Genomic DNA, 11,942 nt, shown 5'->3' on the forward strand with positions numbered 1-11,942 from the left:
GGCTAATCTTAAACGGGCAAATCTTTACGAGGCAAATCTTTACGGGGCATATCTTGCAGGGGCATATCTTGAAGGGGCTAATCTTGAAAGGGCTAATCTGGGCGAGGCAAATCTTGATGGGGCAAATCTTGAAAGGGCAAATCTTGAAGGGGTTAATTTTAAAGATGCTAACGTCAAAGGGACGATTCTCGATACGGAAGTTAAAACCGAGTGACTCTTCTAGGTTCTGTGTGATAAGTTTAACTTACAATATGATCGATCAGTCTTTGTGTCCTTTGTGTCTTTGTGGTTCGTTCCACCCCCTCGCTAGGAAGAATGTATCTTAGAATACATTTTACCCACCAAACCCAAGAGAGCCGATTATCTGGTGAGTGGGGATAAATCGGATTTGCTAAAACTAGCCTCGTAGGGTGTGTTAATAAAGTATTGACAATGTAAATACATCCTGCCTATACTACAAGTATGGATGTCTATTTTGTCCTCAGTGGCATTACTTTTGTTTGGAATGACGAGAAATCTAGGATTAACCCGATCAACCATGACGGTATTACGTTTCAGCAAGCAGCAGAAGTCTTCTTCGATCCACTGCTGGTTATTGTTGATGCAAGTCGCAATGATGAGGCACGAGATGCGATCATTGGGTTAGATAGACGGTGGAATCTCCTGTACGTCGTTTATATTGAGCCTGAAAACGACATCATTCGGATCATTTCGGCTCGCAAAGCCACACGCAAGGAACGTGAGTATTATGAAAGTTGAGGCATTAAAAAAACGACTGGAGAGAAATCGCCCTATGACTACAATCACGATTCGTATTCCCGAAGATGTGATTGAAGATTTAAAGCGGGTTGCACCTTTGCTTGGTTTCTCAGGTTATCAACCTTTGATGCGTGCTTACATTGGACAAGGGCTGCGTGCGGATTTGGAGCGTCTAGAGGGAGATACAATTTCTGCTCTCGTTGCTAGTTTGAAGCGTCATGGTGTAAGTGATGAAGTGCTGCAAGAAGCCTTGAGTGAAGTTACTCCGCGTTAGTCTAGGTTTTTAGTTGTAGTGCGATCGCTTGTAGAACGTAGAGTTTTATTGAAGATATTCTCATCATAACCCCCCTTAGATATTCTTCAACAGCATATCCCTACCTAGGATGAAAATAATTATAAATTTCCTTAGCTAATTGTTCCCCAATTCCTGTCACCTGTTGCAATTGTTCTAGGGAAGCTTCGCGAATATAATCCAGAGAATGAAAATGAGCTAATAAATCTTTTTGTCGCTTAAAACCTAACCCCGGTATCTCATCCAAACGGGAACGGCGACTTTTTTGCATCCTTTGTTGTCGGTGAAAGCTAACAGCAAAGCGGTGCGCTTCATCCCTGACTCGACGCAATAATTGCACTCCGGGTTGTTCCTTATCCGTCTCTAAAGGAGAGGATTCTCCTGGTAAAAAAATCTCCTCTCTCTGTTTAGCTAAACTAACAACTTTTACCTGTTCTAATAAATTCATCTCCCCTAAAACTGTCACCACGGCCGATAATTGTCCTTTTCCCCCATCAATCATGACCAAATCGGGAAAATCATCACTTTCGGCAATATTATCGGGATTTTCGGCATAACGACGGAAACGCCGGCGAATTACTTCTGCTAAACTGGCAAAATCATCGGAATGGCCGATTTTAACTTCGGGATTTTTGATTTTATAGTGACGATAATGTTGATTAGCGGCCACCCCATCGATAAACACCACTCCCGACGCGACTGCATTAGAACCCTGAATATGAGAAATATCATAACCCTCGATGCGGTGGGGTAGTGCCGGTAAATCGAGAATTACCGCTAAATCCTGCAAAGACTGTAAATCTCGGTCGGCGCTTCTTTTCGTCTTTTCTAACTCATAAAGAGCGTTTTTCTCCACCATGGCTAATAAATCCGCTTTACTTTGCCGTTGGGGGACAGTTAACTCGACTTTGCGACCTTTTTTTTCCCTTAACCACCCCGCTAACACCTCACCTTCCGGTAATTCGCAGGGTAACAGGATTTCGCTAGGAATTTCCACCCCTTCCACCGATAAATAATGTTCTTCTAGGACTTTTTGCAGGATTTCTCCCTCGTTTGCTGACTGACTATCGGCAAAAAATCCCAAACGTCCCACCAAACGACCAGAACGCACTTGGAATAATTGTATGCAACAATGCTGCTCGTCCTTAGCTAAAGCGATCGCGTCCCGGGATACGGTATCATCAGGTAAAGAGACTTTTTGATCGGTATTAAGGGCCTGTAATCCGCGAATTTGATCCCTAATAGTGGCCGCTTGTTCAAAATCTAGGTTTTCCGACGCTGCGAGCATCTTTGCTGCTAATTTCTCTAATAATTCTCCCGTCCTTCCCTGAAAAATCATCGCCACTTTCTGCAAGGTTTCTCGATAATCTTGGGGACTAATTAATTTTTGACAAACCCCCGGACAACGACCGATATCATAATTTAAACAGGGACGGTCTTTAAACAGAGGTTGGGGACGTTGACGCAGGGGAAAAGTGCGTTTAATTAGGTGTAAAGTGTAGCGCAGCAGCCTAGTATCGACGTAGGGACCATAATAACGGTCTTTTTGGTTATTTATCCTACGTTTGCGGGTAATAAAAATGCGCGGGTAGGTTTCCGACCAAGTAATACAAATGTATGGATATTTTTTATCGTCCTTGAGGAGAGTATTAAAATGGGGCTGATGTTGTTTAATTAGATTAGCTTCCAGGGCCAAGGATTCTGCTTCCGTGTCGGTGACGATAAATTCAATTTCTGTCACCTGTCGCACCATCAAAGCAATGCGGGGACTGAGGGGTTGACTGGGACGAAAATAGGAACGGACTCTAGACCGGAGTTTTTTGGATTTACCAATGTAGAGAATTTCGCCATTTTGGTCGCGCAGGAAGTACACCCCCGGTTCGAGGGGAATTTCCCGAAGACGATTTTCTAGGCGATCGAGGTCTTGGATTAGGGTAGAGTTAAGATTATTCCCGAACATCTTTTTATATTAGGGTTTGCGGCAAAAAGTTTGTCTTGGGTGTGGGGTGTGGGGTGTAGGGTGTGGGGTGTAGGGTTTTACCGATTTTCAGGGAAAAAGTCCCGGAATTTTCCCCCCCATTACTCCAATGGCCGGTACTTTTGGATTGCAAAAAGGTCTAAAAGTCTTATCGAACAATGTTTTTAGATTTATTCAGCAAACCCTATATTAGACAAAAAAATTACGCCAGTGGGTATTAGCTGACGTTTGGCAAGATATTTAGGGCAAATCTTCACAAAAATTAATAGGCTTCCGATTCGATTTGCTTAATCGGGACGAAACATTCCCCAGGGAGAAGAATCGGTTTATTGTTAAAAATCAATTGGCCGCGATGATTGTCGCGGTTAATAGCGACACCAAAAGGACGTTTACTAACTCGGCTGTTGAGGGTACAGTAGATGCGATAAATGCGTCTGGCTGCCCGTAAGACAGTAGGATCTAACAAAATTGGGATTTCCATATCGACACGCTGTTGTTCTGTTTTCTCGGATAGGGCCACCATCTCACTCGTCTCCCCACGATTAAATTGACATATTTATTAAATCAATGGTATATGACGATTTCCGAATTATGCCACTTTTGTTATGATTCTAAAACTTTCAGGATGGCCTGGCCCATAGCTTGGCATCCCACTAAGGTCATACCTTCTGAGAAAATATCTCCGGTACGATAACCGAGGTCTAAGACTTTTTCTACGGCTTTTTCCAGCGATACTGCCGCTAAAGGCTGATTTAGCCCATATCTTAACATCATAGCAGCGCTGAGAATCTGGGCGATCGGATTGGCTTTATCTTGGCCGGCGATATCCGGGGCCGAACCGTGGACGGGTTCAAAAACTCCCACCCCAGCAGTCCCTAAACTAGCGGAGGGTAACATTCCGATACTACCGGTTAACATGGCCGCTTCATCGGAGAGAATATCACCGAATAAATTGCCCGTGACGATAGTATCAAATTGTTTGGGGGCCCGGACTAACTGCATGGCTGCGTTATCGACGTAGAGATGGGAAAGTTCCACATCGGGGTAATTAGCGGCGATTTTCGTCATCCGGTCGCGCCAGAGTTGGGAAACATCAAGAACATTAGCTTTATCGACGGAACAGAGTTTCTTGCCGCGTTTTTGGGCAATTTCAAAGGCCACCTTAGCGATGCGGTCCACCTCCGATTCTAAGTAAACCATGGTATTTACACCGCATTTTTCTCCCGTTTCTGTCTCAAAAATCCCCTTCGGTTGACCGAAATAGACACCCCCGGTCAATTCCCGGACGACCATGATATCCACTCCCTCGATAATCTCCCGTTTGAGACTAGAAGCGTCGATTAATTGCGGAAAAATGGTGGCAGGACGTAAATTAGCAAAAAGACCTAAACCAGATCTTAAGCCTAATAATCCCGTTTCTGGCCTTTGCTGCCGGGGTAAATTATCCCATTTATAACCCCCGATAGCGGCCAGGAGAACAGCATCACTATTTTTACAGGCGCTCAGAGTTGCTTCGGGGAGGGGATTGCCGGTTTCATCAATGGCTGCCCCTCCAATTAAAGCGGTTTGGAAGTCAAACTGGAGGTCAAATTTTTTAGCGATGACTTTCAGTATCTCTACGGTGACAGCGAGGATTTCCGGCCCGATGCCATCGCCGGGTAGTAGGGTAATGCGATACTGTTGCGTCATAGTTCTAGAACGGTAAAATAGGTCAGACTCTTGATTATAACATAGTTAGGGTTGGCTGAATAAATCTAAAAACCTTGTTGGATAAGGCTTTTAGACTTTTTTCCCATCAAAAAGTGCCAGCGATTGCAGTGATTGGGAGGAAAATTCCGGGACTTTTTCCCTGAAAATCGGTAAAATCCTACACCCTACACCCAGGAAAAACTTTTTGCCGCAAACCCTAATTAAAGGGGCAGTTAATCCCCAATAACTACACTAATTCCACATGGGAATCATCCCCAATCATAAAGCGTAAAGCTTTTGGACGTTGGGGAGCAATTTCTAATTTTGCCCGTCGTCCAATCACACTATCAACTATGCGCTGATGAATGCCAATAATCGTGGCATCTTTGAGAATTACACTGTGTTCTATGTCGGCATCAATTAATTTTACTCCATTAGCTATACTGCTGTAGGGACCGATAAAACAATTCTCAATGTGACAATTTTCTCCGATAATGACAGGGCCGCGAATGGTACTATTAATGATTTTACTACCCTGACCAATTTGTACCCGTCCGATCACCTGACTATTAGCATCAATTTCTCCCTGTAAAGCGATTTCTAGACAGGTATCGAGGATAATCAGATTGGCCTCTAATAAATCATCTTTTTTACCGGTATCTAACCACCAACCCAGTAGTTTATTGGCTTCTACTGCTTTATTTTGATTGATTAATTCTTGGATAGCGTCGGTAATTTCTAACTCACCCCGGCCCGAAGGTTGAATAGATGCGATCGCTTGATGAATGGTGGGAGCAAAAAAATAAATCCCCACCAAAGCTAAATTTGAGGGGGGTTCTTTGGGTTTTTCGACTAAGTATAAAACTTTGCCGGTTTCATCTACTTTTGCCACCCCAAAAGCACTAGGATTAGACACTTTTCGCAACAGAATTAAAGCATCAAGGGACTGTTTTTGGAAAGAGTCTAAAAAGGGCGATAAATCATCCTCGATTAGGTTATCACCCAAGTACATAATAAAGGGGGAATCTCCTAGGAAAGATTGGGCAGTTTTGACCGCGTGAGCTAATCCTGCTGGTTGATCTTGGCGAATATAAGTTATCTTAGCCCCAAACTGTTCACCATTGCCCGTGGTCTGACGAATTTCTTCCCCAGTTTCGGGACTGATAATAATGCCAATATCGGTAATTCCTGCGGCGACAATTGACTCGATTCCATACCATAAAATCGGTTTATTAGCCACGGGAACTAACTGTTTTGCCCCAGTATAAGTTAGGGGACGTAACCTCGTACCTTTACCACCGGATAAAATTAGTGCTTTCATAGTTTTAAAGATTAAATAGTTGGTTGAGCATAGCTTTGAGAGAATCTCGCCAATAGGGAGGAATATAATCCAATTGTTGCGAGATTTTTTGACCAGAAAGAACCGAGTAGGCCGGACGCACTGCTGGGGTAGGATATTCAGCAGTAGTAATGGGAATTACTCTCTGAATTTTTAAGGGAATACCGCTTATTTTTGCCTCCTCAAAAATCGCTTTAGTTAAATCAAACCAACTGGCGACACCGCTATTAGTAAAATTATAGATTCCTGGGGGATTATCGACATTAATTAGAAGGTGAGTAATGGCCGTGGCGATATCTTTTGCCCAAGTGGGACTTCCCACCTGATCAACAACTACTTTTAACTCCTCTCTTTCCTTGCCTAATCTCAGCATAGTTTTGACAAAATTACTTTTGCCATAACTGCCGTAAACCCAAGCAGTCCGGAGGATAATTGCCTGAGAATTAACAGTTTTAATTTCCTCTTCTCCCCTTAACTTTGATTGTCCATAAACCCCTAAAGGATTAGTTAGATCGGTTTCTAAATAGGGGGTATTTTTCCGACCATCAAACACATAATCGGTGGAAATATGGAGAAATTTAGCTTGAATTTTCTCGGCAGATTCCGCCATGATTTTCGGGGCTATAGCATTGATAGAATAGGCTAAATCTGGTTCGGTTTCGGCTTTATCCACTGCCGTATAAGCGGCGGCATTAACCAGATAATCGGGGTGAATTTCCCTAATTAACTGGCTGATTTTTTCCGAGTTAGTTAAATCTAGTTCTTCTCGACCGATACTAATAACTTCGCCCAAGTATGGCAAAGTTACCTGTAACTCTTGTCCTACCTGACCTTTAGCACCAATTAGTAAAACTTTTTTCATCGTCTTTAGGGGAAAACTTCCACGGATTTAAAGGGTTGTCCAGCTTGGTCTTTAGGGGAGAGAATCGGCGGGTTCTCTAGAGGCCAGTCAATCCCTAAATCGGCATCATTCCATAAAATAGTTTTTTCGTACTTTGGATAATAATAATTAGTGGTTTTGTAGAGAAATTCTGCTCGATCGGAGAGAACTAGAAAGCCATGGGCAAAACCTTCGGGAACCCAGAAAATCCGTTTATTTTCCGCACTTAAAACACAGCCTACCCATTGCCCAAAAGTGGGGGAACTTTGACGCGCATCCACGGCCACATCAAAAACACTACCATTCACCACTCGCACCAGTTTACCCTGGGGATTGGGGATTTGATAGTGCAATCCTCGCAGGACATTTTTTAGGGACATAGAGTGATTATCCTGGACAAAAGTGGTATTAACCCCAGTTTTTTCTCGAAAATCTTTCTGATTAAAACTCTCCAAGAAAAAACCTCGATCGTCTCCGTAAACTTGCGGTTCAATGATTAAAACATCAGGAATTTCCGTCGGAATAACTTTCATAAAATCGGAGACAAGATAACTTTTGCGGGTAGTCTAGCACAAAAGGGCATTTTTTTCTAAAGTTTTTTATTAATCTTTCCCCAGTAACTGAATAATGATAAGATGAGCCTAACTTAGTCAGAGCATAAACGACGTGGTACAAGTCTCTACACACACCGCTACTCAATCTATCCCCGTGGAGGGAGAAGCCTTAAAAAACTGGTTACAGACTAGGGCTAATCAGATTATCGCTGGCGATCGACTCAGTAAGCAAGAGGCCCTAGCTTTAACTGCGATCGAAGGTCAGGAAAATATTTTCAGCTTATGTGAAGCTGCCGATCGCATTCGTCAGGCCTGTTGTGGCAATACGGTGGATTTATGTAGCATTATCAACATAAAATCGGGAAGTTGTTCGGAAAATTGTAGTTTTTGTTCCCAATCCGTCCACCATCCCGGACAAGATTCGCCTATCTACGGTTTAAAAAGTCGCGAGGAAATCGTCAGCCATGCGAAAGCGGCAGCCGACGCGGGGGCCAAACGCTTCTGTTTAGTTAGTCAAGGTCGGGGATTAAAGTATAATAGCCCTAAATCGCAGGAATTCGAAGAAATACTGGCCACAGTTCAAGAAATCATCGAAACCGCCAAGATTAAACCCTGCTGCGCCCTAGGAGAGTTAACCCTCCCCCAAGCCCAGGCCTTAAAAGAAGCCGGAGTTACCCGTTATAATCACAATCTGGAGGCTTCCGAGAATTTTTATCCTAACGTGGTCTCCACCCACAGTTGGCAGGATCGGGTAGAAACGGTAAAAAACCTGAAAGCGGCGGGAATTCAAGCTTGTACGGGCGGAATTATCGGTATGGGGGAAAGTTGGACCGATCGCATTGATTTAGCTTTTTCTCTGGCGGAATTAGAAGTGGAATCAGTGCCGATTAACCTATTAAACCCCAGAAGTGGCACCCCTTTAGGTCATTTACCCAAACTGGACCCTTTTACTGCCCTAAAAGCGATCGCCATTTTCCGGTTTATCTTACCTCAACAAATTCTCCGTTATGCCGGGGGACGAGAGGCAGTGATGGGAGAATTGCAAAATCTGGGGCTAAAATCGGGAATTAATGCTATGCTGATTGGGCATTATTTGACCACCCTAGGACAACCGCCCCAACAGGATCAGGCGATGTTGGCTGATCTTAGTTTAATAGGAGGAGAAGCCCCCATCCCCGGTGAATACCAACCCCAACAGGCAACCTAAATCACGTCGAGGACAAGAATCTCCGCCGCGGCGCACTTCCGCGTCGGTTCCCAATGAGTTAATCTGGGCCTTGATTGGTTTGTTGCTGACAATTTTTAGTACATTTGTTCCAGTAAGCCTAGCTAGTTGGTCGGCTGCGGGTCTATCTTCGCAAAAACTAGGCATAACTTACCAAATTGGGGCAGTATTGTTAACGGGCTGTCTGGGGGGCAAAAATGCCGGGCTTCTTGCCCAGGTTGCCTATATTTTTCTCGGTTTAACTTGGTTGCCAGTGTTTGCTCAGGGTGGGGGAATGGGTTATCTGAAAGAAGCCAGTTTTGGCTATATTTTAGGCTTTATGCCGGGGGCATGGCTGTGTGGTTGGTTGGCTTTTCGCTGGCGGGCTAAGATAGAAACTCTGGCTTTAAGTGCCTTTGCCGGTTTGTTAGTGATTCATCTGTGCGGTTTATTATATATGCTGGGATTGTCGATTTTTCAGCCCCAAGCCAGTCAAATCACCTTTCCCGATAGTTTGCCCACCCTATTTATGAATTATTCAGTCTGGCCATTTTTAGGGCAATTAGTAGTAATTTGTGTGGTGGTAATTATTGCCTTTTTCTTCCGTAAATTATTATTTTATTGATGCCAGAGCCAATGTTAAAAAAAAATCGCTGGTTTTGGATAGTGGCGGTGCTTGGTCTAATTTTAGACCAAGTAACTAAGTATATAACCGTGCAGAGTTTTGAGCAAATTGGTGATACTTTTCCGGTTATTCCGGGGGTTTTTCATTTTACATTTGTGATTAATACCGGGGCGGCTTTTAGTGCTTTTCGGGGCGGTGTTGGTTGGCTCAAATGGCTATCCTTATTAGTTAGTTTGGGATTAATGGCTTTTGCTTACTTTGGACCGCATTTAAGCCGTTGGGAACAATTAGCCTACGGTTTTATTTTAGCAGGGGCTTTCGGCAATGGCATCGATCGCTTTTTGTTTGGTTATGTGGTGGATTTTCTCGATTTTAGATTGATTAATTTTCCTGTTTTTAATCTGGCTGATGTCTTTATTAATATCGGGATTATTTGCCTCTTAATTTCTACCTTTCCCCACAAGTCGCCTCGTTCTAAGTAGTGCCTTGGCTCTCTTAGGAGTGGAAGGAACCACTCCAGACACAGAGGACACAAAGATTGATCTATCCTATATCGCTTAAACTTATCACACAGAACCCAGAAGAGCCTTTATCCTCGATCGGGTGAGAATTGCCCACCCGAAAAACTATGCTTCTGTTTCAGAAATAGAGCGATCGAATTTACTAACTAACTGAGGATTTTCTGACCAAGCATCGATAATACTAATATTCCCATTGAGAAAATTCTGTTTAATAGCGCGGCGTTGAATTTTGCCACTGGCAGTTTTGAGAATTGTTCCCGATTTAGCCAAAACAATGGCATGGGTCATAATTTCGTGTTCTTCGGCGATTTCCTGACGAATATCAGCAATTAATTCAGCCGTATCTAATTCGCCGCTGCGACGTTCTAATTCCTGGACAATAACTAACTGTTCTTCCCCGTTATCTTCAATAGAAAAAGCGGCGCCATAATCGGGACGAAAAACCTCATTAAGATGCTGTACTGACCATTCTAAATCTTGGGGATAATGATTACTACCACGGACAATAATTAAATCCTTAATCCGTCCCGTGATATGTAATTCCCCATCGAGAAGAAAACCTAAATCTCCCGTGCGTAAAAACGGTCCTTCTCCTGTATCAGCAAGATAAGCTTGAAAAGTTTCTTTGGTTGCGTCTTCCCGTTGCCAATATCCGGCGGCCATACTGGGGTCACTGGCCCAAATTTCGCCCACTTCATCGGCTGCACAAAGGGTGAAAGTATCGGGATTAACCATAGCTATACGGGTATCACAGACGCGACGACCACAACTGGGGACGTATCTAACTCCCGTGGTTCGATCGGAACTAACAGGGACAATTTTACCGCGTTCGTAGGCGGTTGCATCCAAAGCGGTGATAATTGGGGTGGTTCCCTTGGGTTTATTGGAAATCAAGAGGGTATATTCAGCTAATCCGTAGGCAGGGGCGAAAGTTTGCCAAGAAAAGCCATAATCGGCAAAAGTATCGACAAATTTGGCCATGACCTTCGGGTTAATCGGTTCGGCGGCATTTCCCGCGGCCTGCCAACTGCTCAGGTCTAATTCCGCTAAATCGGCAGCTTTAATCCTGCGAGTACAAAGATCATAGGCGAAGTTGGGCGCTTGACTATGAGTAACTTTGTACTTAGTAATATTTTTTAACCACTGCATCGGACGCTTAATAAAAGCAAAGGGAGACATGAGATAGCAGGGTGTACCGTTGTAGAGGGGGACGGTGATACCTTCCACTAACCCGTAATCGTGAAAATAGGGCATCCAAGTGAGGGTAACGCTATCCGGTTCGTAACCACAAGCTTTTTGCAAGTAACCGCAATGGTGCATCAGGTTAAAATGACTTAACATCACCCCTTTGGGGATATTAGTCGAACCGGAGGTATATTGCAGATAAGCAAGCGCCGATTTATCCACCTGGGGATCTTGCCATTGGTCCGCCAGCGAAATATCAATGCTTTCGGTGGTAATCCATTTCATTTGGTCTAATTCTGGGAATTCTTCCTTAACACCTTCAATAAGAGTCAGAATACTTTCGGTAACTAGGGCAAAGGTGGCATTAGCATCCTTGACAATTGCGCGTAAACGGGGCAGAGTGCGCTTAAGTCGTCCCGATTCCGGTGGGGGGACGGGAATGGCAATCACTCCCGCGTAGAGACAACCACAAAAAGCGGCCACTACTTCTAAACTTTGAGGATAGAGTAACAGGGCCCGTTCTCCCAGCGCCTGGTATTTTTGCAAATAGGCGGCGATTGCTCTTGCTTGGCGATCGAGTTCACTGTAGGTTAAAGGTGGGGTTTCTTTTTTGCCATCAATAAGAAAAGTGTAGGCATGGCCCTCTGGTTGTGCCGTGGCGCGGTAACGTAAGAGTTCTACTAGGGTGGCAGGTTGAATTAAGGTTTCAGTCATCGTTGTTATCGGACTTATTGGGGCTATTGTATAGAAGTTTTAAGGTGCGGAGGGCGATCGGTCAAGGTATAGGATTAAGTTATTGGTTATAATTAAATTAAAAATGGATTTTAGGTTCGATCCCCCCTAGCCCCCCTTGATAAGGGGGGAAGCCGAAGGCGGGGGGATCCCCCTTGATAAGGAGGGTGCCGATCCCCCCTTA

Annotated in this window: 13 protein-coding genes; 6 read left to right on the top strand and 7 right to left on the bottom strand. The window is 44.1% G+C overall.

The features are described from left to right. The 3 genes from PN470_RS02505 to PN470_RS02515 all read left to right on the top strand — a co-directional run. Window positions 1-214, top strand: a 214-nt coding sequence (locus PN470_RS02505; RefSeq protein ID WP_272103555.1) for a pentapeptide repeat-containing protein, incomplete at its 5' end; no start/stop codon positions are given. Window positions 215-462: 248 nt separating this feature from the next. After that, complete coding sequence (locus tag PN470_RS02510; protein ID WP_271931942.1) at window positions 463-759, top strand: BrnT family toxin; 297 nt, start codon at window positions 463-465, stop codon at window positions 757-759. Then, window positions 749-1,033, top strand: coding sequence for a hypothetical protein (locus PN470_RS02515; protein ID WP_103111899.1), 285 nt, complete (start codon window positions 749-751; stop codon window positions 1,031-1,033). The genes PN470_RS02510 and PN470_RS02515 overlap by 11 nt, the downstream gene beginning before the upstream one ends. 100 nt (window positions 1,034-1,133) lie before the next feature. On the opposite strand, the gene uvrC is transcribed toward PN470_RS02515, so the two are convergent. From uvrC to rfbC, 6 genes are all read right to left on the bottom strand, one after another. Next, the gene (uvrC, locus tag PN470_RS02520; protein ID WP_272103557.1) at window positions 1,134-3,011 is read right to left on the bottom strand and encodes an excinuclease ABC subunit UvrC; all 1,878 of its coding nucleotides are present in this window, start codon (window positions 3,009-3,011) and stop codon (window positions 1,134-1,136) included. 280 nt (window positions 3,012-3,291) lie between these two features. Next, complete coding sequence (locus tag PN470_RS02525; protein ID WP_002734814.1) at window positions 3,292-3,552, bottom strand: hypothetical protein; 261 nt, start codon at window positions 3,550-3,552, stop codon at window positions 3,292-3,294. An 80-nt stretch (window positions 3,553-3,632) separates the two neighbouring features. Next, window positions 3,633-4,718 (bottom strand): 3-isopropylmalate dehydrogenase, encoded by a 1,086-nt coding sequence (gene leuB, locus PN470_RS02530; protein ID WP_272103559.1) that lies wholly within the window; start codon window positions 4,716-4,718, stop codon window positions 3,633-3,635. Between the two features lie 247 nt (window positions 4,719-4,965). Further along, window positions 4,966-6,039, bottom strand: a complete 1,074-nt coding sequence (locus PN470_RS02535) for a glucose-1-phosphate thymidylyltransferase (protein WP_272103561.1) — start codon at window positions 6,037-6,039, stop codon at window positions 4,966-4,968. A 4-nt stretch (window positions 6,040-6,043) separates the two neighbouring features. Next, window positions 6,044-6,919 (bottom strand): dTDP-4-dehydrorhamnose reductase, encoded by an 876-nt coding sequence (gene rfbD / locus PN470_RS02540; RefSeq protein WP_272103564.1) that lies wholly within the window; start codon window positions 6,917-6,919, stop codon window positions 6,044-6,046. 5 nt (window positions 6,920-6,924) lie between these two features. Beyond that, complete coding sequence (rfbC, locus tag PN470_RS02545) at window positions 6,925-7,470, bottom strand: dTDP-4-dehydrorhamnose 3,5-epimerase (RefSeq protein WP_271938121.1); 546 nt, start codon at window positions 7,468-7,470, stop codon at window positions 6,925-6,927. A 133-nt stretch (window positions 7,471-7,603) separates the two neighbouring features. Here rfbC and bioB point away from each other — a divergent pair, with 133 nt between their 5' ends. Genes bioB through lspA form a run of 3 tightly spaced genes read left to right on the top strand, consistent with a single transcriptional unit; the run spans window position 7,604 to window position 9,802 of the window. Then, window positions 7,604-8,698: a biotin synthase BioB gene (bioB, locus tag PN470_RS02550; RefSeq protein ID WP_272103566.1), complete on the top strand. Its 1,095-nt coding sequence runs from the start codon at window positions 7,604-7,606 to the stop codon at window positions 8,696-8,698. Continuing rightward, the gene (locus PN470_RS02555; RefSeq protein ID WP_002776229.1) at window positions 8,670-9,320 is read left to right on the top strand and encodes a biotin transporter BioY; all 651 of its coding nucleotides are present in this window, start codon (window positions 8,670-8,672) and stop codon (window positions 9,318-9,320) included. Before bioB ends, PN470_RS02555 begins: the two co-directional genes overlap by 29 nt. An 11-nt stretch (window positions 9,321-9,331) precedes the next feature. Beyond that, window positions 9,332-9,802, top strand: a complete 471-nt coding sequence (lspA, locus tag PN470_RS02560) for a signal peptidase II (RefSeq protein ID WP_272103569.1) — start codon at window positions 9,332-9,334, stop codon at window positions 9,800-9,802. A gap of 144 nt (window positions 9,803-9,946) precedes the next feature. Here lspA and PN470_RS02565 read toward each other — a convergent pair whose 3' ends face one another. Then, complete coding sequence (locus tag PN470_RS02565) at window positions 9,947-11,740, bottom strand: fatty acyl-AMP ligase (RefSeq protein ID WP_272103571.1); 1,794 nt, start codon at window positions 11,738-11,740, stop codon at window positions 9,947-9,949. Window positions 11,741-11,942 lie beyond the last annotated feature (202 nt).

It is taken from the genome of Microcystis sp. CS-574 (assembly GCF_028329095.1).
Classification (GTDB): domain Bacteria; phylum Cyanobacteriota; class Cyanobacteriia; order Cyanobacteriales; family Microcystaceae; genus Microcystis; species Microcystis ichthyoblabe_A.